At 71.5% G+C, this 23640-nt stretch carries 23 protein-coding genes; 11 read left to right on the top strand and 12 right to left on the bottom strand.

Annotation, left to right across the window (positions count from 1 at the left end):
- Positions 1-40: 40 nt before the first annotated feature.
- Together meaB and OOJ91_RS15520 are read right to left on the bottom strand one after the other, a co-directional pair.
- Entirely contained in the window at positions 41-976 is a 936-nt protein-coding gene (meaB, locus tag OOJ91_RS15515; protein WP_266249715.1) for a methylmalonyl Co-A mutase-associated GTPase MeaB, read from the bottom strand.
- Positions 977-1157: 181 nt separating this feature from the next.
- A complete protein-coding gene (locus tag OOJ91_RS15520; RefSeq protein WP_266245675.1) occupies positions 1158-2357 on the bottom strand; it encodes an acetyl-CoA C-acetyltransferase in 1200 nt (399 codons plus the stop codon).
- A 61-nt stretch (positions 2358-2418) separates the two neighbouring features.
- Between OOJ91_RS15520 and mce the strand changes: the two genes are divergently transcribed.
- From mce to OOJ91_RS15540, 4 genes are all read left to right on the top strand, one after another.
- Positions 2419-2892, top strand: coding sequence for a methylmalonyl-CoA epimerase (gene mce / locus OOJ91_RS15525; protein WP_266245678.1), 474 nt, complete (start codon positions 2419-2421; stop codon positions 2890-2892).
- 361 nt (positions 2893-3253) lie between these two features.
- A complete protein-coding gene (gene ccrA / locus OOJ91_RS15530) occupies positions 3254-4609 on the top strand; it encodes a crotonyl-CoA carboxylase/reductase (RefSeq protein WP_266245680.1) in 1356 nt (451 codons plus the stop codon).
- A 285-nt stretch (positions 4610-4894) separates the two neighbouring features.
- Complete coding sequence (locus tag OOJ91_RS15535) at positions 4895-6157, top strand: cell division protein DivIVA (RefSeq protein WP_266245682.1); 1263 nt, start codon at positions 4895-4897, stop codon at positions 6155-6157.
- Positions 6158-6335: 178 nt separating this feature from the next.
- Positions 6336-8573 carry a hypothetical protein gene (locus tag OOJ91_RS15540; protein WP_266245684.1) on the top strand — a complete coding sequence of 746 codons (2238 nt, stop codon included), beginning with the start codon at positions 6336-6338 and terminating at the stop codon, positions 8571-8573.
- Positions 8574-8672: 99 nt separating this feature from the next.
- Here OOJ91_RS15540 and OOJ91_RS15545 read toward each other — a convergent pair whose 3' ends face one another.
- Entirely contained in the window at positions 8673-8975 is a 303-nt protein-coding gene (locus OOJ91_RS15545; protein WP_266245685.1) for a hypothetical protein, read from the bottom strand.
- Between the two features lie 534 nt (positions 8976-9509).
- Between OOJ91_RS15545 and OOJ91_RS15550 the strand changes: the two genes are divergently transcribed.
- The 3 genes from OOJ91_RS15550 to OOJ91_RS15560 all read left to right on the top strand — a co-directional run bounded on the left by OOJ91_RS15550 (position 9510) and on the right by OOJ91_RS15560 (position 11677).
- Complete coding sequence (locus OOJ91_RS15550; RefSeq protein WP_439117113.1) at positions 9510-10289, top strand: helix-turn-helix domain-containing protein; 780 nt, start codon at positions 9510-9512, stop codon at positions 10287-10289.
- Positions 10280-10468 (top strand): DUF397 domain-containing protein, encoded by a 189-nt coding sequence (locus OOJ91_RS15555; protein WP_266245687.1) that lies wholly within the window; start codon positions 10280-10282, stop codon positions 10466-10468. Before OOJ91_RS15550 ends, OOJ91_RS15555 begins: the two co-directional genes overlap by 10 nt.
- A 108-nt stretch (positions 10469-10576) precedes the next feature.
- The gene (locus OOJ91_RS15560; RefSeq protein ID WP_439117114.1) at positions 10577-11677 is read left to right on the top strand and encodes an AI-2E family transporter; all 1101 of its coding nucleotides are present in this window, start codon (positions 10577-10579) and stop codon (positions 11675-11677) included.
- Positions 11678-11680: 3 nt separating this feature from the next.
- Here the strand turns inward: OOJ91_RS15560 and OOJ91_RS15565 are convergent, their stop codons facing one another.
- The 7 genes from OOJ91_RS15565 to OOJ91_RS15595 form a co-directional block, all read right to left on the bottom strand.
- Complete coding sequence (locus tag OOJ91_RS15565; protein ID WP_266245688.1) at positions 11681-12478, bottom strand: alpha/beta hydrolase; 798 nt, start codon at positions 12476-12478, stop codon at positions 11681-11683.
- Positions 12479-12544: 66 nt separating this feature from the next.
- Positions 12545-12874 carry a hypothetical protein gene (locus OOJ91_RS15570; protein WP_039908962.1) on the bottom strand — a complete coding sequence of 110 codons (330 nt, stop codon included), beginning with the start codon at positions 12872-12874 and terminating at the stop codon, positions 12545-12547.
- 38 nt (positions 12875-12912) lie between these two features.
- Complete coding sequence (locus OOJ91_RS15575) at positions 12913-13968, bottom strand: hypothetical protein (protein ID WP_266245689.1); 1056 nt, start codon at positions 13966-13968, stop codon at positions 12913-12915.
- Positions 13965-14459 (bottom strand): SigE family RNA polymerase sigma factor, encoded by a 495-nt coding sequence (locus OOJ91_RS15580; protein ID WP_266245690.1) that lies wholly within the window; start codon positions 14457-14459, stop codon positions 13965-13967. The genes OOJ91_RS15575 and OOJ91_RS15580 overlap by 4 nt, the downstream gene beginning before the upstream one ends.
- Positions 14460-14499: 40 nt before the next feature.
- Positions 14500-16290 carry a 3-hydroxyacyl-CoA dehydrogenase family protein gene (locus OOJ91_RS15585; protein WP_266245691.1) on the bottom strand — a complete coding sequence of 597 codons (1791 nt, stop codon included), beginning with the start codon at positions 16288-16290 and terminating at the stop codon, positions 14500-14502.
- Positions 16291-16416: 126 nt separating this feature from the next.
- Complete coding sequence (locus tag OOJ91_RS15590) at positions 16417-17580, bottom strand: alpha/beta fold hydrolase (protein WP_439117071.1); 1164 nt, start codon at positions 17578-17580, stop codon at positions 16417-16419.
- 195 nt (positions 17581-17775) lie between these two features.
- Entirely contained in the window at positions 17776-18192 is a 417-nt protein-coding gene (locus OOJ91_RS15595) for an FHA domain-containing protein (protein WP_266245694.1), read from the bottom strand.
- A gap of 256 nt (positions 18193-18448) precedes the next feature.
- Here OOJ91_RS15595 and OOJ91_RS15600 point away from each other — a divergent pair, with 256 nt between their 5' ends.
- Both OOJ91_RS15600 and OOJ91_RS15605 read left to right on the top strand, forming a co-directional pair.
- Positions 18449-19945 (top strand): aldehyde dehydrogenase family protein, encoded by a 1497-nt coding sequence (locus OOJ91_RS15600; RefSeq protein WP_266245696.1) that lies wholly within the window; start codon positions 18449-18451, stop codon positions 19943-19945.
- 79 nt (positions 19946-20024) lie between these two features.
- Positions 20025-20684, top strand: a complete 660-nt coding sequence (locus OOJ91_RS15605) for an SAM-dependent methyltransferase (protein WP_266245698.1) — start codon at positions 20025-20027, stop codon at positions 20682-20684.
- A 63-nt stretch (positions 20685-20747) separates the two neighbouring features.
- Here the strand turns inward: OOJ91_RS15605 and nucS are convergent, their stop codons facing one another.
- Positions 20748-21407: an endonuclease NucS gene (gene nucS / locus OOJ91_RS15610; protein WP_039908963.1), complete on the bottom strand. Its 660-nt coding sequence runs from the start codon at positions 21405-21407 to the stop codon at positions 20748-20750.
- A gap of 71 nt (positions 21408-21478) precedes the next feature.
- On the opposite strand from nucS, the gene OOJ91_RS15615 reads away from it, so the two are divergent.
- Entirely contained in the window at positions 21479-22096 is a 618-nt protein-coding gene (locus OOJ91_RS15615; RefSeq protein ID WP_266245699.1) for a DUF4126 domain-containing protein, read from the top strand.
- 95 nt (positions 22097-22191) lie between these two features.
- Here OOJ91_RS15615 and OOJ91_RS15620 read toward each other — a convergent pair whose 3' ends face one another.
- A complete protein-coding gene (locus OOJ91_RS15620) occupies positions 22192-22755 on the bottom strand; it encodes a hypothetical protein (RefSeq protein WP_266245700.1) in 564 nt (187 codons plus the stop codon).
- 577 nt (positions 22756-23332) lie between these two features.
- Here OOJ91_RS15620 and OOJ91_RS15625 point away from each other — a divergent pair.
- Positions 23333-23629, top strand: a complete 297-nt coding sequence (locus OOJ91_RS15625) for a DUF1540 domain-containing protein (protein ID WP_266245701.1) — start codon at positions 23333-23335, stop codon at positions 23627-23629.
- Positions 23630-23640 lie beyond the last annotated feature (11 nt).

The raw sequence follows: 23640 nt of genomic DNA on the forward strand, positions 1-23640 counted from the left end.
TACAAGGGTCGGGCAGCGCCGGGGCGTCCCCGGTGGACGGTCAGCGGGCGAGCTGGGCGAGCAGGGTGTCGGCCGCCGCGTACGGGTCGAGGCCACCCTCGGCCACCTTGGCGGCGAGCGTGCTCAGCTCCGTACCGTCGCGAAGTGAGCCGATCCGGGCGCGGAGAGTGCCGAGCGCGATGGCCTCGATCTCGGCGGCGGCCCGCGCCTCCTGGCGGCGGCGCAGCTCGCCGTGCTCGACCAGCCAGCCCCGGTGCTTGTCGATGGCGGCGGCGATGTCGTCGATGCCCTCGCCCCGGGCCGCCACCGCGCGGACCACCTGCGGCCGCCACTGCCCCGGGCCTCGCTCACCGAGAGCGATCATGCCTTGGATGTCGCGGACGGTGGCGTCGACGCCGTCCCGGTCGGCCTTGTTGACCACGAACACGTCGGCGATCTCCAGGATGCCTGCCTTGACCGCCTGGATCGCATCACCCATGCCGGGTGCGAGCAGCACGAGCGTGGTGTCGGCGAGCGAGGCGACCTCCACCTCGGCCTGCCCGACGCCGACGGTCTCGACCAGCACCACGTCACAGCCGGCGCCCTCAAGCACGCGGACCGCCTGCGGCGTCGCCGCCGCCAACCCGCCGAGGTGCCCCCGACTGGACATCGACCGGATGTAGACGCCCGGATCGGTGGCGTGGTCCTGCATGCGCACCCGGTCGCCGAGGATCGCCCCGCCGGTGAACGGGCTGGACGGGTCGACAGCCAGCACGCCGACCCGGTGCCCACGCGCCCGCAGCGCGCGGACCAGCTCGTTCGTGGTGGTCGACTTGCCCACCCCCGGTGAGCCGGTGAGCCCGACGACCTGGGCCTGCCCGGCGTACGGCGCCAACGCGGCGGCGATCGCCGGCAGCAGGGTGTCGCCGTTCTCCACCAGGGTGATGAGGCGGGCCACCGCACGGGGGTCCCCGGTGCGGGCCCGCTCGACAAGCATCGGCACGTCCCGGCTGCGGCGCACCGACGTGGTGCCCGCCGGGACGCCCTCTGCCGCTTCGCTCACTGCGCCATCTCTGTTCGCGACTGCGGGGCTCGCAAAACCGGCTCACTCCTCGCGCTCACCGCGGCCGTCTCTGTTCGCGACTGCGGGGCTCGCAAAACCGGCTCACTCCTCGCGCTCACTTGTCGGTCTCAGCCTTACCCGGCACGTGGATGATCAGCGCGTCGCCCTGACCACCGCCGCCGCACAGAGCGGCCGCGCCGGTGCCGCCGCCGCGCCGCTTCAGCTCGAGGGCGAGGGTGAGGACGAGACGCGCGCCGGACATGCCGATCGGGTGCCCCAACGCGATCGCGCCGCCGTTGACGTTGACCCTGTCGGAGCTGACGCCGAGGTCGCGGCTGGACTGGATGCCTACCTGCGCGAACGCCTCGTTGATCTCGATGAGGTCCAGGTCCTCCACGCTCAGGCCGCCCTTCTTCAGGGCGTGGTTGATCGCGTTGGACGGCTGCGAGTGCAGGGAGTTGTCCGGACCCGCCACGTTGCCGTGCGCGCCGATCTCGGCCAGCCAGGTCAGCCCCAGCTCCTTGGCCTTGGCCATGCTCATGACGACCACCGCGGCGGCGCCGTCGGAGATCGGCGAGGAGCTGCCGGCGGTGATCGTTCCGTCCTTGGTGAAGGCGGGGCGCAGCCTGGCCAGCGACTCGGCGGTGGTGTCCGGGCGGATGCCCTCGTCGTCACTGATCACCAGCGGGTCACCCTTGCGCTGCGGGATCAGCACCGGGGTGATCTCCTCGGCGAAGTGGCCGTTCTTCTGCGCGGCGGCGGCCCGCTGGTGGCTGGCCGCGGCGAAGGCGTCCTGCTCCTCGCGGGAGATCCCGTGCTTCGTGCCGAGCCGCTCGGTCGACTCACCCATCGAGCAGCAGTCCCAGGCGTCGCTGAGCCCGTCGTGCGCCATGTGGTCCTTGACCACCACGTCGCCGTACTTGTAGCCGGTGCGCTGGCCCATCAGCAGGTGCGGGGCGTTTGTCATCGACTCCATGCCGCCGGCCACCACGATGTCGAACTCGCCGGCCCTGATGAGCTGGTCGGCCAGGGCGATGGCGTCCAGGCCGGAGAGGCAGACCTTGTTGATGGTCAGCGCCGGCACCGACATGGGCACGCCTGCCTCGACAGCCGCCTGCCGGGCCGGGATCTGCCCGGCGCCCGCCTGGAGCACCTGCCCCATGATCACGTACTGGACCTGGTCCGGGCTGACACCGGCCCGCTCCAGGGCTGCCTTGATGGCGATCCCGCCGAGCTTGGTGGCCGGGAGGTCCTTGAGGTTGCCCAGCAGGCGCCCCATCGGGGTCCGCGCGCCGCTGACGATCACCGAAGCCATGCCTGCCTCCGAGGGGGTGCCGAGCTGTACGCCTTAACGATTGTTCGGCCAGACTAGCGTCATGGCTGAGAACTCCCCCGTCGAGCCCGGTGCGGACTACGTCACAGACATCGGGCTTCGCAAGATTGACCACGTCGGCATCGCCGTCTCCGACCTGGATGCCGCGATCGACTTCTACCAGCGGACCTTCGGGATGCGCTGCGTGCACGTCGAGACCAACGCCGAGCAGGGCGTACGGGAGGCGATGCTGACCGTCGGCCCGACCGTCGAGGGGGGCTGCGTGCAACTGCTGGCCCCGCTCAACCCGGAGTCGACGATCGCGAAGTTCCTCGACCGCAACGGGCCGGGCGTGCAGCAGGTGGCGTACACCGTTGCGGACATCGACGTGGCGTGCGCGGCGCTGCGCGAGCGGGGGATGCGGCTGCTCTACGACGCCCCGCGCCGCGGCACCGCCGACAGCCGCATCAACTTCGTGCACCCCAAGGACGCCGGCGGCGTCCTGATCGAACTGGTCCAACCCGCCCCCACCCCCTGACTCCCCCCTGACTGCCCCCCACCCCCACCGCGGTCACCGCGGTGATCAAGAGGTTTGCGTCATCCTGCGCCCCACAGATGACCCAAACCTCTTGATCACCGGGGGTCGGCGGGCGGTGCCCTGGACGGGCGTGCGCGCACTTCTGTGCGTGGTTGGCGGGGTGGTCGGGCACCTTCACGCATCGGCCGATGCAGTTTTTCACAGAGGACTTCCCGCCCTAGCTACCGTTCAGTAACGTCCCGGCCCACAGGGGCGCGACCGGGCCGGATGTGTCGAATGCCGACATGGTGGTCGTGTCCGCCGGCGCCGACGATGGCAGCACCCGGGCCCGTGCGGGTGCGGGGACGAACCGGAGGTCACCGTGCAGGACATCCTCGAAGCGATCATGGCGGCGGAGGAATCGAACGACCCGGACCGCGAGCTGGCGGGCGTCGCCGGACTGCCCGTGCCGGAGAGTTACCGGGGCGTGGTCGTCCGCGCCGAGGAGTCCCGGATGTTCGACGGCATGGCCACCCGGGACAAGGACCCCCGCAAGGCGCTGCACGTGCAGGAGGTGCCGACGCCGGAGCTGGCGCCGGGCGAGGCGCTGATCGCGGTGATGGCCAGCGCGATCAACTACAACACGGTGTGGACGAGCATCTTCGAGCCGGTGTCCACCTTCCGGTTCCTCGAACGCTACGGCCGGGTCTCCGAGCTGACCCGCCGACACGACCTGCCGTACCACGTGGTCGGCTCGGACGCCGCAGGCGTGGTGCTGCGCACCGGCCCGGGGGTGACCCGATGGACGGCCGGCGACGAGGTCGTCGCGCACTGCCTCTCCGTCGAGCTGGAGGACGCCGCCGGGCACGACGACACAATGCTCGACCCGCAGCAGCGGATCTGGGGCTTCGAGACCAACTTCGGCGGGCTGGCCGAGCTGGCAGTGGTCAAGGCCAACCAGCTGATGCCCAAGCCGCGGCACCTGAGCTGGGAGGAGGCGGCGAGCCCCGGGCTTGTCAACTCCACCGCGTACCGGCAACTCGTCTCGCACCACGGCGCCAACATGAAGCAGGGTGACGTGGTGCTGATCTGGGGCGCCTCCGGCGGCCTCGGCGGGTACGCCACCCAGATGGCCCTCAACGGGGGCGCGATCCCGGTCTGCGTGGTCTCGTCCCCGGAGAAGGCCGAGCTGTGCCGCCGGATGGGCGCGGACCTGGTCATCGACCGGGCGGCCGAGGGCTTCCGGTTCTGGAAGGACGAGCAGACCCAGGACCAGGACGAGTGGCGGCGCTTCGGCGAGCGGATCCGCGAGCTGACCGGCGGCGAGGACCCGGACATCGTCTTCGAGCACCCGGGCCGGGAGACGTTCGGCGCGAGCGTCTACGTGGCCCGCCGTGGCGGCACCATCGTCACCTGCGCGTCCACGAGCGGGTTCCAGCACCAGTACGACAACCGCTACCTGTGGATGCACCTGAAGCGGATCGTGGGCAGCCACTTCGCCAACTACCACGAGGCATGGCAGGCCAACCGTCTGGTCGCGCTCGGAAAGGTGCACCCGACCGTGTCGCGCACCTACCCGCTGGAGCAGACCGGTCAGGCCGCGTACGAGGTGCACCGCAACGCGCACCAGGGCAAGGTCGGGGTGCGCTGCCTCGCGCCCTGCGACGGGTTGGGCGTCCGTGACGGGGAGTTGCGGGCCCGGCACGAGGACGCCATCAACAGGTTCCGGGGGCACTGAGCGGGCCACCGGCCGGACGGATGAGCACCCGATGGCCAATACGGTGATCGGCCATTGTTCTTCCACACCCATTAGCCGGAACCCATCCGGATCGAACAAAGGGCCACGGGACGCGCCCGTGGCCCTTTTTCGCGTCACGCTCCGTGGCGCCCGTCCCGCCCGGGACCTGCCAAGATCGCCGATTGGTCCGGCCTCGGCGGCCAGGTCAGTTGACCATGTAATGAGGACACGAAAGCTCCGTACCGCTCTTGCGAAGCACCCTGGGGCGTCTGCCAGTATGTCCCAATGCCCCAGCAGCAGTCCTCCCCTCTCGCGTTCTTCGATAACGCGAACTCGCAGCCAGATTTCACCGTTGGCCTGCGCGGATACAACACTCACCAGGTCGATGACTTCATCGGCCGGATGACCGCCGCGCTGACCCAGTCCGAGCAGGCCCGTGCCGAGGCCGAGCAGCGGATGAACGACGCCCAGCGTCGCCTCCGCCAGGCCGAGCAGCGCATGAGTGCGCTGGAGCAGAAGCTCACCGACACGAACAAGCAGCTCGAGGAGAACAGCCGGCCCACCCTCTCCGGGCTCGGCACCCGCGTCGAGCAGATCCTCCGGCTCGCCGAGGAGCAGGCCAACGACCACCGCAACGAGGCCAAGCGCGAGTCGGAGGGCATCCTCTCCGCCGCCCGCCTCGAGGCCCGGGAGATCACGGACAAGGCCCGCGCCGAGGCCGCCGCGATGAAGGCCAGCGCCGAGCGCGAGGCCGGCAACCTGCGCACCGCCGCCGAGCGCGAGGCCGCCGAGGTCCGTGTGCAGGCCCGCCGCGAGGCCGACACGCTGCGCGCCGACGCGGACCGCGAGACCAAGCAGCTGCGGACGGTGACGGCCCACGAGGTGGCCGAGCTGAAGTCGACTGTCGAGCGGGAGGTGGCGACCCTCCGGGCCACCGCCGAGCGGGAGATCACCCAGCAGCGGGCCAAGGCCGCCCGCGAGGCCGAGGAGAAGCGCGCCGAGGCCACCAAGCTGCTCACCGACGCGCGGGACAAGCGCGACAAGGACCTCCAGGCCCTGGAGCTGCAACTGGCCGAGCGGCGCGAGAAGGCCGAGCGCGAGGAGTCCGAGCGGCACGCCGCCCAGGTCGCGCAGACCCAGAAGATGGTCAGCGAGGCCGAGCAGCGCGCTCGTGCCGCCCAGGAGCGCGCGAAGGAGATCGAGCAGCGCGCCGAGGCCCGCCGGGTCGAGTCGGAGCGCAACGCCGCCGAGACGATCGACAAGGCCAAGGCGCACTCCGAGAAGACGCTCAACGAGGCCAAGGCCGAGTCGCAGCGCCTGCTCACCGAGGCGCGCAGCGAGGCCGAGCACACCACGCAGGCCGCCCGTCGCGAGGTCGAGGACCTCACCCGGCAGAAGGACGCGGTCACCTCGCAGCTCGGTCAGATGCTCTCCGGGCTCGCCGGCATCGTGCCCGGCGTGCCGGCGGCGGCTGCCCCGGCGGCCAAGCCGGAGGCGAAGAAGACCGACGGTGGTCAGGAGCGTGTGACCGCGGAGACCGCCGGCTGACGCGAGGCGTCAGGTCGGGGCATCGAACGGCGCGAGGTGACACCGGGTGACCGGTGTGACCTCGCGCCGTGTGCGTTTCCCAACCCTTGGTGTGGTGCTCTCGCCACGGAGTGAAGTAGGTCCCACAAGGGGCGTCCGTATCGCCCCAGCAGGGGGCGATGCGTGTGAGGATGGGGGCATGTCGCACGGCGAGGAACTGTTCGCTCTCGGCGGGGACGTGACCACGGAGCCCAGCTTCGAGTCCGCTCTGCGGGGGTACGAGAAGAAACAGGTTGACAGGTACGTCGCGCGTGCCGAGCACGAGATCGCGACCCTCGCCGCCGAACGGGAACAGGCCTATACACAGATCCACAAGCTCGCCGGCCAGGTCGAGGTTCTGCAACGGGATCTGACCCAGGTCCGCAAGCAGATGAACGTGGTGGACCGCGCCTCCTTCCGGCACCTGGGCCCCCGCGTCGAGTCGATCCTCACCCTCGCCGAGGAGCAGGCCGAGCAGATCCTCTCCGCGGCCAACGAGGAGATCGAGGCCCGTCGCGCCACCGCCGAGCACATCATCGAAGAGGCCCGCGAGCAGGCCGCGCGGGCGTTGAAGGACTTCGAGATCGCTCTCGCCGCCCGGCGCCAGGAGGAGGAGCGGCACAGCGCCTCCCGCCGCGCCGAGGCGGACGCCACCCTGCGGTCGGCCAAGGACGAGTCGGCGAAGCTGCGCAAGGCCGCGCAGGACGAGCTGGCCAAGGCCCAGCAGGAGGCCACCCACCTGCGGGACACCGCCAAGGAGATCCACACCCGGGCACAGCAGGAGGCCACCAAGCTGCGCGAGGCCGCCCGCGAGGCGCTGACCACAGCTCGGCAGGAGGCCGGCGAGCTGCGCGAGGCGGCCAAGGAGGTGCACGCCAAGGCCCAGCAGGAGGCCAAGCGGCTCACCGACACGGCGACCGAGGCGGGCCGGGCGACTCACGCCAAGGCACAGCAGGAGGCCAAGCAGATCATCGACGACGCGTCGATGGCCGGCCGGGCCACCCGCGCCAAGGCACAGCAGGAGGCCGAGCGGCTGACCACGCAGGCGTCCGAGTCGGCCAAGCGCAGCCGGGCCGAGACCGAGGCGTACGTGCAGCGGATGCGCGGCGAGACCGAGGCGTACGTGCAGCAGTCCCGGGCGCAGACCCAGCAGGAGCTGGGCGCCTGGCGGGCCGGCGTGGAGCAGGAGGTCAACTCGCGGCGCGAGGCGGCCGATCGCGAGCTGGCCCAGCGACGGTCCACCGCCGAGCAGGAGTTCGCCAAGCGCCGCGACGAGCTGGACAAGCAGCACGAGTCCCGCCAGCAGGAGCTGGAGTCGGGCTGGACCGCGCGCAGCACCGAGCTGGAGTCGGGCTTCACCGCCCGGCGCGACGAGCTGGAGACCGAGTACTCGACCCGCAAGGACGCGCTGGAGACCGAGTACACAGGTCGTAAGAACGAGATCGAGCAGGGTGCCGAGGCGATCCGCCTGGCGGCCGAACGGGACGCGTCGGCCCTGCGCGAGCGCGCCGAGACGGAGGCCGCCGAGCTGCTGGGCCGGGCCGAGACCGAGGCGGGCGACAAGCGCCGCAAGGCCGACGAGCACGTCGCGGCCTCGCGCCGCCAGTTCGAGGAGTACGCGGCCACCACCCAGCAGCACCTCGCCACCACGCAGCAGCACCTGGCGGCGACACAGCAGGAGTCGGCGGCCGGCCGGCAGCAGCTCGCCCAGGTGATGCTGGAGATCGCGCAGGCGCAACAAGAGCTCGCCGACCTGCGGCAGGAGACCTGGAAGGCGCGGCAGGAGTCCGACGAACTCGAACGGCAGATGACCGAGGTGCGGCTCCGCGGCACCACCGGCCCGATCGACGGCCCGACGACACCGGCCACTGGCGACCGCCCCGACGCGCCGGCCGGGACTGCGACCGTGTCCGCGTCGGCAGGCGGCGAGGCCGTGACCGGGTCGGGCATCGGTGACGACGGGGCTGCCGCGCCCGCCGACGCTGGCACGGTGGGCGGTCGCAAGGGCGAGCCCGACGACGCTGGTACGCCTGTCGGCGCCGGTGCCGTGGCCGCTCTGAAGCCCGACGACGCCAGCGTGCTTGCCGATGCCGGCAGCGCGAACGGCCGCACGGGCGAGACCGACGACGCCCGGCAGCCGGCGAACGCCGCCGCGGGCGGCGAGTCCGGGCAGTCCACGACCCGGCCGGTGGCCGAGCCGATGACCACTGTCGACGGTGGCGCGGCCAGCGCCGGGGTGGACGGCGAGCCCACTGTGGCGGCCGTTCCGGGCGAGGGTGGCCGGGGCGCCAAGCCAACGAAGATCACCAGCACCGGTGAGAACGGCAAGCGCCCCAGCAAGCCGACCACCGACGAGCGCAGCGCCAAGCCCAGCAAGGTCACGATCGAGAAGGACTGACCGCCGGCACGGCACCGCGACCTCAAGATCGACACGAGATCAGCGAAATCGGGGTGTCCGGCTACCCCGGACATCCCGATTTCCTGCAACCCGAGTGGGTCAAGCCCGGTCTTCGGGGCTTGGGTCGAGGATCGGGCGGCGGAACGGGCCCCAGGCCACGAAGCGTTCGAACAGCTCCCTGGGCGCCGGCCCGTCGTAGGGATTGAGCTGGTACAGGTCGTGCGCCGCCTCGTGGTACAGCCCTGCGAGGTAGATGGTCAACGCGGCCGGATCCTCGTCGAACTCCGCCTTGAGCAGCAGCCGGGCGTCCGCGCAGGGCCAGGGTAGGCCGTCGGCCCGGCAGCACCACATCGGTCGCAGCGGGGTGTGCGGCGTCCGCGTGCCGCAGGGTCGCGGGAACATGGGGTACGGCCCGAGCCGCGGCTGCGGCAACCCCGACACCGGGGTGGGCGCCCCGCCACCCGAGGTCGGACCCGGCGGCCTGCGACCGGCGGACGGCCCCGACACCGGCGTACGTGCTTGGCCGCCTGATCGGGGATCCGGCGGCCTGCGACCGGCGGACGGCCCCGACACCGGGGTACGCGCCCCGCCGCCCGAGGTCGGATCCGACGGTGTGCAGCCGGTGGACGGCCGCGACGCCGTGGCCATGGTGACGGGCAACGACCGGCCGGCGGGGCGAGACGTGGACATGGGGTTGCCTCCTCGACTGGGGCCCGGGCCGGCCGCCGTGCGACGGCAGGCCCGGACGGTGGAAACCGAACCGGTCCGGGACGATCCGGTACGTGACAGTCTGCTGAGAACACGACTACGGTCGGAAGGCATCGCCGCGTCCGGTGGGGTGACTGCGGGAACGGCAGGCCCCGCCGGGTCGGCCGGTGGAGACGACCCTCGACCTGCGGAGGCACTGTGGAAGGCGACGCCGCGCCGACGGCCGACATGATCCGGGCGCAACTGCGTCGACTGCGGATCGGCGCCGGGATGAGCCAGGAGGACTTCGGTCGGCTGGTGCACTACTCCGGCTCGATGGTGTCCGCGCTGGAGCTGGGCCAACGCCCGCTGGACCGGCTCTTCCTGGCCCGCGCCGACGAGGTGCTGACCACCGGCGGCCTACTCGTCCACTTGCTCAAGCTCGCCGAGCGGGACGGCCAACCGAGCTGGTTCCGGCCCTGGCTGGACGCCGAGCGCAGCGCCCGCCAACTGCGCTGCTTCCAACCCACGCTGATCCCCGGCCTGCTCCAGACCGAGAACTACGCCCGCGCGGTGATCCGCTGCGACGACCTGTTGAGCGACGACGAGGTGGAACGACGAGTCCACGCCCGCCTGGACCGACAGTCGCTGTTGGCTCAGCCAGAGCCGCCGCAGTTCGTCGCGGTCGTCGACGAGTTGGTGCTGCGGCGTGCCGGCGAGGAGGTCCGAGGGCTGATGGTCGAGCAGATCAGCCATCTGGTCGCCAGCCTGGCACGGCCGCACGTCAGTCTGCACATCGTGCCGGCCGGAGGCGGGTTGCATGTCGGCCTGTCGGGCCCGTTCAATCTCGCCCGAGGCGCGGACGGGGGCTGGGTAGGGCACATGGAACACCAGATTGACGGCCTTGTGGTCGACAGCGACCACGAGGTGGCTACGCTGCTGACGCGCTGGGAGATGATCAGAAACAGTGCGTTGCCCCGCCAGCAGTCGATCGAGCTGATGAAGGAAGTGGTCACGTCATGGACCTGACCGGCGCTCAGTGGCGTACGTCCACCCGTAGCGGCAATGGTGAGTGCGTCGAGGTGGCGGACAATCTGCCCGGGGTGGTGGGGGTGCGGGACAGCAAGGATCCGTCCGGCCCGGTGTTGGTGTTCGCGCCTGTCGCGTGGCGGGCGTTCGTGGCCGTCGCCAGTCGTCGTACCGCCTGAGCCGGGAGGCCCCTGGTGCCACAGCACGACCCGTCGGCCGACGACCCGGACGCGACCCCGAGTCCCCCACCAGGGCAGACGTCGACGTCGGCGGAGACTCCACCGGCGGTGCCGGTCCCCGCCCCGGGAATCGACCCCGAGGAGCCACCTGCCGTGCCGTCGGGGAAGTTCGGCACGCCTGGGCGTCCCCTGCGCCGCAGCAGCTTCCTGATCGGCTTCACGGGCGCGCTTGGCGTGCTGCTGGCGTACACCCTCTATCTGGGGATTCGCAATGCCGGCGGCATCCTGGTGCTGGTGGTGATCGCGCTCTTCCTCGCGGTGGGCCTCAACCCGGCGGTGGTGCGGTTGCGCACCTGGGGTGTGCCCCACGGCCTGGGGGTGACTGTGGTGGCGTTGACCGTGGTGCTGCTGCTCTGCGGCGGCATCGTGGCGCTGGTCCCGCCGATCGTCACGCAGTCGGGGCAGTTCATCGACCAGATCCCGAGTCTGCTCGACGAGTTGCGCCGCAATCCGACGGTCAACGACCTGGTGGAGCGGTACGACGTGGTGGAGCGGGTGCAGGGCGCGGCCAACGCGAACACCATCGGCCGGGCGCTCGGCGGGGTACTCGGCGGCGCTCAACTGATCTTCGGCACGGTGTTCCGGACGTTGACGGTGCTGGTGCTGACGATCTACTTCCTTGCCTACTTCAACAAGCTGCGGTCGCTTGGCTACTCGTTGGTGCCCCGGTCGCGGCGGGAGCGTGTGCAGCTGATCGGCGACGAGATCCTGGCAAAGGTGGGCGCCTACATGGTCGGCGCGCTGAGCATCGCCGTGCTGGCCGGCGCGACCACGTTCGTGTTCGCGCTGATCGTGGGACTGCCGTACCCGTTCGCGCTTGCCGTGGTCGTCGCGGTGACCGACCTGATCCCGCAGATCGGCGCGACCCTCGGCGCGGTGATCGTGAGCCTGGTCGGCTTCGCCGCCGGCCTGCCCACAGGCATCGCCTGCGCGGTCTTCTTCCTGATCTACCAGCAGGTCGAGAACTACCTCATCTACCCGAAGGTGATGCGGCGTTCGGTGGAGGTCAACGAGGTCGCCGCACTGCTGGCCGCACTGCTCGGGGTGGCGCTGCTCGGCGTGGTGGGCGCGCTGATCGCCATCCCCACGGTGGCCGCGCTGCAACTGATCCTGCGTGAGGTGGTGCTCCCCCGGCAGGAGAGGAGCTGAGCGTCAGTCGGCCGGCCCGGGGACGGGCGTGTCCGCGAAGGCGGCCACCGTCCGGTCGGCGTACGCGCTGACGTCGCCGGCCTCCATCGGCCCGTCCCAGGTCGTCGGCAGCGGCACCTCGACCGCCGGGTTGACCCGCTTGACGATCTCGTCGAGCACCGTCTCCGCGTCGCCGACCCAGAGGTGCTTCGCGCCGGGCACCCCGACCACCTCGGCCTGCGGCACCGCGGCGAACCGCTCCCGCGCCTCGTCCGGGCGCAGGTAGTCGTCGAACTCCGGCACCAGCGCCGTCAGCGGTCGACCCGAGGCGGCCCAGGTGGCCAGGTCCTCCGGGGCGGAGAAGCGCAGCGGCGGGGAGAGCAGGATGGCCCCGGCGATCGTCGGGTCGCAGCCGTACTTCAGGGCTAGGTCGGTGCCGAACGACCAGCCGACGAGCCAGATGTTGGGCAGTTCGGCGAACTCCGCGTACTCGATGGCGGCGGCCACGTCGTAGCGCTCGCCCACCGCGCCGTCGAACGCACCCTCGCTGGTGCCCCGCACACTGCTGGTGCCCCGGGTGTTGAACCGGAGCACGGCCAGGTCGGCAAGCGCGGGCAGCCGCCACGCCGCCTTGCGGAACACGTGGCTGTCCATCATTCCGCCGTGGGTGGGCAGCGGGTGCAGGCAGACGAGGGTGGCCACCGGCGGCCGGTCGGCCGGCAGGGCCAGCTCGCCGACCAGCCGTAGACCGTCGGCGGTGTGCAGCTCGATGTCCTCCCGGCGGCCGGGCAGGATCGACGACGCGCGGATCGCTGTGCTCACCGCACAAGTCTGTCGCGAACTCGCCGCGACCGCCCGCCCAGGCACGAACAGGGTGATCCAGGTCGCTCAGTAGCGCGGCGTGCCCCGGCCGCGCTGCACCGCCGGGCCGCGCCGCTCCCGGGCACGCCAGCAGCCGCTGTGCCAGTGCCGGCGGTCGGTCAGGTCACCCAGGCCGTCGGCGGGCCAGGCCACGAGGTGCGCCACCCCGGGTCGGATCTCCTGGTCACAACCGGGGCAGCGGTACGTCTTGACCGAGGCCCCCGCTCCGATGCCGCGTACCTGCCAGGCGCCGTCGGTCCACTGCTGCACCGAGGCGACGCCCTGCCGGGCCCGGTCGGCGTCCAGGTTGGCGTTCTCGTCCCGACGAGGGCGGTTGCGACGGGGGCTCACAGTCACCAAGCGTACGGTCCGCCGCGCGGGACGGCCCGGGGCGGTCACCAGGTCGTGGGCCGGTCCAGGTGCTCGGCCACCTGCGCCCCGCCCAGGATCGTGACCGCGTCCTCCTCGGTGAACCCCCGGCTCGGAAAACCGAGGTTGGCGGTCAGGTGAGCCTTGGGGAAGCCGAGGAGTTCGAGCACGCCCAGAGGGTCGCGGTAGGCGGGTCTCCCGCCGATCGTCCGGTTTCCCTCGGTGCGGTTCCCGGCGATGCCGACCGCATACTGCACCTCGACGGTGACGTGCGCCTCGGCACCTCGGGTGACCATCAGCACCACGCCGAACGCGGCCGGGAACGGCGCCACAGTCACCTCGCACCTGGTCACCTCGGCTCCCGCCGGCAGCGTCGTGAGTCGCAGCGGCCCACCGCAGCGGCGCGCCTGGTCGAGCCGCAACGCGCCGGCCACCTCGAGCAACTCCCGCTCGCCGTCGGCGATGGCGGTGGCCCGGGCGTACACCCCGGGGGCCGGTTGCCAGTGCCGCAGCCAGACCGTGACGCCGTAGGGCCCCGGGGCGTGCGACACCGACCCGTCGAAGACGCCCTCCGTGATCAGCTCCGGCACCAGCGCCGGCAGCCCGGGGGCGCGCATGGGCAGCGCCTCGGGGGACGCGGAGAGCTCCAGGGTGACCGTGTGCCCGTCGACGTCGAGCCGCGCCATCTCCACGCCGCTCTGCACCGACCAGGACAGGTAGCGGAACCCGTCCGAGGAGAACCCGAAGTGCAGCAACTGCGGATCGGCGCCGAGCAGATCGGGTTGGGCGGCCGCGCCCGGCACGCCGTCGGCGCGCGGCGGCACCACGGCCACCACGGCATCCGCCGGCAGACCGGGGCCGGGCGTCACGTCCGGGCCGGAGTCGACCAGGCCCGCCGGGTCCGTCACCACGCCCAGGCCGAGGACCGCCACCACACCGAGCGCGAGACCGGCGACGGTACGCCGACGGCGTACCCGACCGCGTCCCCGCACCACGGCGGCGGCCAGCAGCCGGTCGGTGTCCACGCTGCCCTCGGCGCGCTCGCGCAGCGTCTGGTTGATCCGCTGGTCGAGGTCGGTCACTGTCGGCTCCCGTTCGTCGTCGGAACGCCGCAGCGCTCCCGGAGGTTGGCGAGGGCCCGCATGGCGTGGGTGCGGACGGTGACCGGCGAGCAGTTCAGGATCTGCGCGATCGTCGCGTCGTCGAGGTCCTCGTAGTAGCGCAGCACCAGCACCGCCCGCTGACGGTCGGGCAGGCCGATGATCAGCCGCCACATCTCGTCCCGGTCGGCCGCCTCGCCGCCGACGTCGCCCCGGTGCGGCCCGTCGACGACGGCGTCGATGACCACTTCCCGGTTCGAGCGGCGTCGCCACCAGGAGTTGTTGGCGTTGACGAGCATCCGTCGCACGTACACGTCGGGGCGGTCGGCGCGGGAGATCCGACGCCAGTGCACGTACGCCTGGGACAACACCTCCTGGGTGAGGTCCTCGGCCCGGTGCTCGTCACCGGTGAGCAGTCGGGCCAGCCGGTACAGGGCCGGGCCTCGACTGCCGACGTACTCCTCGAAGGTCACATCCTGTAGACGCGGTAGGGACCGTCCGGCGTTGACCCGGTCAGCGGTGCGAGTGGTCGCGGAAACCGCGGCGGGTCTTGCGGCCCAGGTAGCCGGCGGTCACCAGGTGCTCCAGCAGCGGCGCGGGCGCGAAGCCCGGCTCGCGCAGCTCCAGGTACAGCTCCCGCTGGATGGCCAGCGCGACGTCCAGCCCCACCACGTCGAGCAGCTCGAAGGGGCCCATCGGGTAGCCGCAGCCCAGCTTCATGGCGTGGTCGATGTCGTCGGCAGTGGAGTAGCTGGCCTCAAGCATCCTCACCGCGTCGTTCAGGTACGGGAAGAGCAGCGCGTTGACGATGAACCCGGACCGGTCGCCGCAGACCACACCTGTCTTGCCCAGCGCGGCGCAGACCGCGCGGGCGGTGGCGGTGGCCTCCGGTGAGGTGCGGATGGTCCGGACGACCTCGACAAGCGGCATGATCGGCGCCGGGTTGAAGAAGTGCAGACCCACCACGTCGGCCGGCCGGTGGGTGGCCATCGCCACGTCGATCACCGGCAGGGACGAGGTGGTGGTGGCCAGCACCACGCCCGGCTTGCAGATCTCGTCGAGGCTGGCGAAGAGCGCCTTCTTCACGCTCAACTCCTCGACGACCGCCTCGACCACCAGGTCGACGTCGGCGAGGTGGTCGAGCGTGGCCGACCAGCTGATCCGGCCGAGCGCGGCGTCCCGGTCGGCCTCGGCGAGCTTGCCGCGCACCACGCCCTTGTTCAGCGAGGTCTTCACCGCCTCGCAGACGGCCGTGGACTTCTCCGCGCCCCGGGTCACCGAGACGACCTCGTACCCGGCCTTCGCGAACACCTCGATGATCCCGGTGGCCATCGTCCCGGAACCCACCACGCCGACCTTGGTGATGGCGCGGTCGCCGTCGGCGAGCGCGGCCTCCGCGGCCGGCGGCGTCGCCTCATCCGGTACGACGACAGGGGAGCCCGGCCGCTGGTAGGTGTAGAAACCCCTACCGGACTTCCGACCGAGCAGCCCCGCCGTCACCATCTGCTTGAGCAGGGGCACGGGGGCGTGCCGGCGGTCCCGCCCGCCGCGCCGGTACATCGTGTCCAGGATCTCGTACGCCGTGTCCAGGCCGATCAGGTCCATCAGCGCCAGCGGGCCCATCGGCAGGCCGCAGCCGAGCTTCATCGCCGCGTCGATGTCCTCCCGGGTCGCGTAGTGCGACTCGACCATGGCGACCGCGTGGTTGAGGTAGCCGAAGAGCAGCGCGTTGGCGATGAAGCCGGCCCGGTCGTTGATGGTGACGTCGACCTTGCCGAGCCGGGCGCACAGCGCCTCGACGTCGGCGACCACCTCGGGCGCGGTGACGACCGTACGGACCACCTCGACCAGCTTCATCACCGGCGCGGGGTTGAAGAAGTGGATGCCGATCACCTGGTTGGGCCGGGTGGTGGCGACCGATATCTCGGTGACGCTCAACGACGAGGTGTTGGTGGCGAGGATGGTGTCCGGCCGGCAGACCCGGTCCAGCTCCGCGAAGATCCGCTGCTTGAGGTCCAGGTGCTCGGGCACCGCCTCGATCACCAGGTCCACGGAGTGCAGGGCGTCCAGCCCCACCGCGAAGCGCACCCGCTCGTGCAGGGCGTCCCGGTCCGCCTCGGCGAGCTTGCCCTTGGCCACCGCGCGATCGGTGGAGCCGGTGAGGGTGGCCCGGCCGCGCTCCAGCGCCGACTCGGAGATCTCGACCGCGAGCACGTCGATGCCGTTGCGGGCGAAGACCTCGACGATGCCGGCACCCATGGTGCCCAGCCCCACCACGCCCACGGTGCTGAACTCGCGCGCCACGACCGGCCTCCCCAGACACTCCGCACGGCCACTGAACGGCCGCTAAGGTTATGCGCGCGAGTCTGCCACGTGACGCTTGGTTGTCGAGACGCCGTGGCATATTTCACCGCCCACGACGTGGGGTCGCTAGACGGCCGGCACGCCGGTCAGCGCCAGCAGCTCCGCGACGAACTCCGCCGGGCGTTCCAGGTGCGGGCTGTGCCCGCAGCCGGGCAACACCACCTCGCGGTACGCGCCGCCGCCCGCCGCCACGTACCGCTCCAGCACCGCACGGGTCTGGCCGACCATCGGCTGCGGCGGGCAGGACTCCTCCCCCGGCCAGCCGGGCACGACACCAAGCGAACCCAGGTACGCCAGGTCGAACAGCGACGTGTCCGAGACGATCACGTCGGCGTCCCCGCGTACCCAGGTGACCGGCGGCTTGTGGGCGACGGCCACCAGGTCGTCGGCGATCCGGAACCAGGTCGGGGCGAGCGCGTTGAGCACGCCCCGCTCCCCCGGCGCGGTACCCGGCCAGTTCGCCGACGGCACCGCCGTGCCGGGATAGTTGTCCTCGCCGGTCGCCGTGGACAGCAGACTGTCCAACAGCAACTCCTCGTCGACGCCCAGCGCGGCGGGATCGGCCACGTAGGTGGCCCGCAGCACGGCGCGCGGGCTGGCCGGCGCGTCGACGCCACGGTCACCGGCGGCGAGCCGCGCGACGAAGTCCGCGTTGGCCGTGCCCGCGCCGGTACCGGCGAAGTCGGGCGTGGTCGGCGTACCTGTCAGGTCACGCGTGCCACCGAAGCCGTACGGCGACACCGGCGCGGCCAACAGCAGCGCGCCCACTCGGTGCGGATGGTCGACGAGCAACTGCATCGCCACTCCCCCGCCGAGGGAGTGCCCGACCACCACGGGCAGGCCGCTGCCGGTATCGCTGCCACCGCCGCTTGCGGTGCCGGCGGTGCCGGCGGTGGCGGCACTGCCGGCGGTGGCGCTGCCCCTGGCGGCGGTGGCGCTGCCTGCGGTGGGGAAGAGCGTCGGGTCGTCAAGTAGGGCGGCGACGTCGTCGGCGAAGTCCCGCAGGCCCCGCGTGGCGTTCACCGGAGCGGTGGCGGAGTCGCCGTACCCCCGCAGGTCGGGGGCCACGACGCGCAGCGTCGGCGGCAGCCGCCGAAGCAGCGGTTCCCAGAACAGCGAGGAGGAGCAGTTGCCGTGGATCAGCAGCACCGGAGTGCCGTCCGGCGGGCCGGCCACCCGTACCGCCTGGGTGGTGCCGTTCGCCGTCACGACCCGCCGCTCGCTCTCCATCCGCGGCATGCTGCCACGCCGCTCTCCGCCGGTCCAGGTGCCTGCCAGCCACCCGGCGACGCCGCCCGGTGTGGCCGACGCCACCGTTCCCGGCGGTCCCGCCGGCTCCGACGGCTCTGTCGGTCCCGCCGGCTCCGGCAGCTCCGGCGACTCCGTCGGCTCCGTCGGTCCCGGCGGGCCCGGCGGGCCCGGCGGTCAGCGGCGGGCGGTCGGCGGCGTGGCCAGCGGCAGTGGCAGTGTCGGTCGGACGTCCCGCCGGGACGGGCCGAAGCTGAGCCCGACCGGATCCGTGTGCGCGACCCCCGGATCGAACAGGCGCAGCTCGGTGCGGCCGAGCCGGATCACGTCACCGTCGGAGAGGCGCTCCACCTCGGTGATCCGGCGGTCGTTGAGCCAGGTGCCGTTTGTCGAGCCCAGGTCACGCAGCGATGCACCCTCCGGGGCCAGCCACACCTCGGCGTGCCGGCGACTCAGGTGCGGATCGTTGATGACCACGTGCCCGCTCGGCGCTCGACCGATCACCTGCGGGTCGACCCGTAAGCGAAAGCTCGCTCCGCGCATCGGCCCACCGGCGACCGTCAACAACGGCAGCAGTTCCGGATGTTCCTCCATGGACAGTCAGCCCTCCACCCCACACCGTTACTCCGCGCGTCAGCCTGCCATCAGACGGTAATCGTCAATACCGACCGGCCGGTCACCTCCTCGCCACCTCCCGGCCACCCACCGTTCGACGGTTCGGGCGGCCGACCCCCGGCACCCGGTGTCTGACCTGCACTGATCAACGAGTGGGCGGGTCACCGCGACTCCCGTCCCGGCGGGCCGAAATCGCGGCCTACCGGTGAGTAATCTTCGGGTCTAGACTTCCGCCATGACGGCTGTGCACGCCCCCGGCACCCCTCGCATCGAGGCGGACGAGCTGGTTTCCACCAGTCCGGCCACCGGCATCGAAGCCGGCCGCCTTCCCGTCGCCACCGAGGCCGCCGTGCGCCAGGCCGTCGACCAGGCGCGCGCCGCCAGCGAGTGGTGGGCCGGCCTGGGCTTCACCGGCCGCCGGCAACGGCTGCTGCGCTGGCGCGCGCTACTCGCCCAGCGGATCGAGCAGCTCGCCGAGCTGATGCACGTCGAGGGCGGCAAGCCGGTTCCCGACGCCATCGTCGAGGTCGTCACCGCGATCGAGCACGTCGACTGGGCGGCCCGCAACGCTGGCCGGGTGCTCGGCCCGCGCCGGGTCCGGTCGCGGCTCATCCTCGCCGAGTTCTCCGGTCACCTGGAATACCAGCCGTTCGGCGTCGTCGGCGTGATCGGCCCGTGGAACTATCCGGTCTTCACCCCGATCGGCTCCGCCGCGTACGCCCTGGCCGCCGGCAACGCCGTCGTGCTCAAGCCCAGCGAGTACACGCCGGTCGTCGGCCAGTGGCTTGTGGACACCTTCGCCGAGGTGGTGCCCGAGCAGCAGGTGTTCACCGCCGTGCACGGCCTCGGGGACGTGGGCGCCGCGCTGTGCCGCTCCGGCGTCGACAAGGTGGCCTTCACCGGCTCCACCGCGACCGCCCGCAAGGTGATGGCCGCCTGCGCCGAGACGCTGACCCCGGTGCTGATCGAGGGCGGCGGCAAGGACGCCATGATCGTCGACAGCGACGCCAACCTGGACGCGGCCGCCGAGGCGTGCGTCTGGGGCGCCATGACCAACGCCGGCCAGACGTGCATCGGCATCGAACGGGTCTACGCCGTCGACCCGGTCTTCGACGCCTTCGTCGACAAGGTCGTCGCACGCGCCGGCCGGCTGACCGTCGGCGCGGAGGGTACCGACATCGGCCCGATCACCATGCCCGGCCAGATCGACGTGATCCGGCGACACATCGAGGCCGCGGTCAGCGCCGGCGGTCGCGCCGTGCTCGGCGGCCCCGACGCGGTGCAACCCCCGTACGTGCATCCGACCGTGCTGGTGGACGTCCCGGAGGAGTCGGCCGCCGTCCGCGAAGAGACCTTCGGCCCGACGCTGACCATCACCCGGGTCCGCGACGCCGACGAGGCCGTCGCCCGCGCCAACGCCCTGTCGTACGGCCTGGGGGGTTCGGTCTTCGGCCGGCAGCGGGCGCTGGCCATCGCGCGGCGCCTGCGCTCGGGAATGGCCTCGATCAACTCGACTCTGACCTTCGCCGGGATGTCCACCCTGCCGTTCGGTGGTGTCGGTGACTCAGGCTTCGGGCGGATCCACGGCGAGGACGGCCTGCGCGAGTTCGGCCGCGCCAAGGCCATCACCCGCCGCCGGGCACGATCGCTGCTGCCGTCGATGACCTTCGAACGCACCCCGACCGACATGGCCCGCCTCGTCAAGGCCATCAAGATGATGTACGGCAGATGAGTGTCGGATAGCCGATCTGGACGCTGATCGGCGCATCCACATGTTTATACAGCGTGCTCGCGGCGGTACATTGCGTTAAATGGGCCACAATCGATTGCGCCACCGCCTCGTCGACAGTGACCAGTCGTGGAGCGCCCGGCAGAGGCGTCGTCGTTCGGACTGGCTGGCGCGCACCTTCCCCGACATCGGCGACATGCACGTCGTCGACCTCGGCGGCCGGCTCGGCACCTGGCACCGCGCCACCGTCCGACCGGCCCGGGTGACAGTGGTCAACCTGGAACAGCCGCCCGCCGCGGTGCCGGAATGGGCCCACGTCGAACAGGCCGACGCCTGCGACCTGCCAGCCCACGTCACCAACGGCACCTACGACCTGGTCTTCTCCAACTCCGTGCTGGAGCACGTCGGCGGGCACGAACGTCGGCTGCGGTTCGCCGCCGCCACGAGGTCACTTGCCGATCGCCACTGGGTGCAGACGCCCTACCGCTACTTCCCCATCGAGCCGCACTGGATCGCACCCGGAATGCAGTTCCTGCCGATCCGGCTGCGCACCGCGCTCGCCCGCCGCTGGCCCCTCGGGCACAAACCGACCCGCAGCCATGAAGCCGCCATCCACCAGGTGCTCTGGACCGAGCTGCTGGACCGTTCACAGATGCGCCACTACTTCCCCGACTCGCGGATGCTCATCGAGCGGGTGGCCGGCCTGCCCAAGTCCCTCATCGCCGTGCGAACCGGGGCGTGACCGGCCGCGAGCCGTCCGGGGGTCCGGGGTCCGTCCGGGGTCCGGGGTCCGTCCGGGGTTCGGTCAGAAGAGGGTCAGCTCGTCCTTCTCGATGCCGCGCAGCCGGTCGTAGTTGACGACCACGCAGCGGATGCCCCGGTCGGCGGCGAGCACCCGGGCCTGCGGCTTGATCTCCTGAGCCGCGAAGACCCCGGTGACCGGGCTGAGCAGCGGATCACGGTTCATCAGTTCGAGATAGCGGGTCAACTGCTCCACCCCGTCGATCTCCCCACGCCGCTTGATCTCGACGGCGACGGCGCCGGAGTTGGCGTCCCGGCACAGCAGATCCACCGGCCCGATCGCCGTCATGTACTCGCGGCGCACCAACGTGTACCCCTCGCCCAGCACACCCGGGTTGGCGGCCAGCAACTCCTGCAGGTGCGCCTCGACCCCGTCCTTGCGCAGGCCAGGGTCCACACCCAGCTCGTACGAGGTGTCCTGGAAGACCTCCTCCAGGGTGATCCGCAGCTCCTCGCCGGCCTTGTTGACCACCCGCCACACGCCGGGGGCCTCCTCCAGCCGACACGGCGGGCTCATCCAGTTGAGCGGCTTGTACGCACGATCGTCGGCATGGATGGACACCGACCCGTCCGCCTTCACCATCAACAGCCGAGTGGCCGGCGGCAGGTGAGCCGAGAGCCGTCCGACGTAGTCCACCGAGCACTTCGCAATGACCAACCGCACCCGACGAGGGTAGCCGAGCACCCGGCCACCACCACCGAGCGGCACTGGCGCGTCGGTGCGATGCTGAGACGGTGTTCGAAGTCCTCACCGGCACCGGTCTCGCCGCCTCAGCGGGCCTGAACGCCTACATACCCCTGCTCATCCTCGGTCTGCTCGCCCGCTACAGCGACCTCATCGACCTGCCCAGCGGCTGGACGTGGCTCGGCAACGGCTGGGTCATCGTCATCCTGGCCGTCCTGCTCGCCGTCGAGATGGTGGCGGACAAGGTGCCAGTGGTCGACCACATCAACGACGTCGTGCAGACCGTCGTCCGGCCCACCGCCGGCGGCCTCGCCTTCGGCGCCGGGTCGTCCTCGGAGACCGTGACCGTCAGCGACCCGGGGAGTTTCTTCACCTCCCACCAGTGGGTGCCCGTGGCCACCGGCGTCCTGCTCGCCTTCGGCGTACACCTGCTCAAGTCCGCCGCACGGCCAGTGATCAACGCGACCACCGCCGGGTTCGGCGCCCCGGTCGCCAGCACCGCCGAGGACGCGACAAGCGTGATCGTCTCCCTGGTGGCGATCATCCTGCCGGTTCTGGTGCTCGCCTTCCTGGTGGGCCTGGTCGTCTTCATCTACTGGTTCCTCCGTCGGCGATCAGAACGCCGTCGGGAACGCGAGGCGGCCCGCGCCGCCGGCTTCCGCGTCTGAGCCGAGCGGCCAGGTCAGCGGGTCAGGGCTGGACATGCCGCTGGCCGGCACCCGAGGTTCGGGATGCCGGCCAGTCGGTCGGGTCGTGCGGTGGGTCAGCTGTTCCAGTGCTGGGTGACGAGGTCGGTGGCCTGCTGCTCCCACTGGGCGTAGGCGTCGGGGTAGGCGGAGACCTGGACGGTCTGCGCGGCGTCGGTCAGGGGCATGTCCTGCCAGCCGTCGACCTGACGCAGGCCCTTGAGGAACGCGGTCGTCGAGTACTCCGGGTTGGTGATCTGCTCGGGGGTGCCCCAACCACTGGAGGGGCGCTGCTGGAACAGGCCCAGCGAGTCGTGGTCGTTGGCGTCGCCGAGGTGGCCGAGGTTGTCGAGCTTCGACTCCTGCAGGCTCGTCGCGATGGAGATGACCGCGGCGCGTTCGGGCAGGCCGGCCTTCTTCGTGGCGGCGATGATCGCCTTGGCGTTGGCCGTCTGCTCACCGTTGAGGGTGATGTGCGACTGGTCGCCCTGCGGCTTCGGCGCGCTGGTCTGCACGACCGCGACCGGCTTGGCGTCCATCGCGGGCGTGGCGGCGTGGGCGGCGATCGGGCCGGCGAAGACACCACCGGCGAACGCGAGACCAGCAACCGACAGCATGCTCTTACGGAAGATCGTGTTCATCAGGGGTAGCTCCTTCGGGGGTAGGAACACCCACGCGACCGACGGGGGTCGGCACGGCGGGGGTGTGAGCACCTCGTCCGGCGCTGCAGATTCAAAGGGGGAAAGTCTCAGGGTCGGCGGCCTGCGAGCGGGGGCTCGTGGCGCCGGGACCGGATGTAACGACCGTCGGGCCGGGGCCATTCCCGGGGCCGCCCATCGCGCCGGCGGGCCGTGCTCCTGCGATCGTCAGGGTGTGTAACGACCCCCGGCCGGCCACGATTCCGGCCCACGGATGCACCCGGTCACACCCCAGACACCCCAGGACCGGACACTACGCCCAGACCGGCCTTCCGCGCCCACCGAAGCCAACGTACGGACGATGATCGACACGACTTCGCTGATATCGGGGCATCCACGGCACCGTGACACCCCGATATCAACGAACCGGTGTTGATCACGGCCAAACCTGACGACCCCGCCGGGACGGTGCGAGCGGACCGCCAAGCGCTGCCCCAGGGCTGATCGGCGAGCGGACATATCGGGTCTTCGGCGACCGGCAAATGCCTAGGATCGGGGCAAGAGCCTAGAGGAGGTCGGCATGACCACAGCGATGGAGATGCCCCGGGTCCAGGAGTGTGTGGTCGCGGCGTGTGCGTACAACCAGGGCGGTGACTGCCACGCCTTCGCGATCACGATCGGCAGCATGGACCACGCGCACTGCCACACCTTCGTCGAGTCGCCCGTCCGCGGCGGCGTGGACGGCCTCACCGCGCAGGTGGGCGCCTGCCAGCGTTCCGACTGTCGGCACAACGAGCAGTTGGAATGCCACGCGTCGTCGATCAAGGTCGGCCCGGACAACGACATGGCCGACTGCATCACGTACGCCGGTCGCTGACCGACCGCCGC

The sequence above is a fragment of the Micromonospora lupini genome (assembly GCF_026342015.1).
Classification (GTDB): Bacteria; Actinomycetota; Actinomycetes; order Mycobacteriales; family Micromonosporaceae; genus Micromonospora; species Micromonospora lupini_B.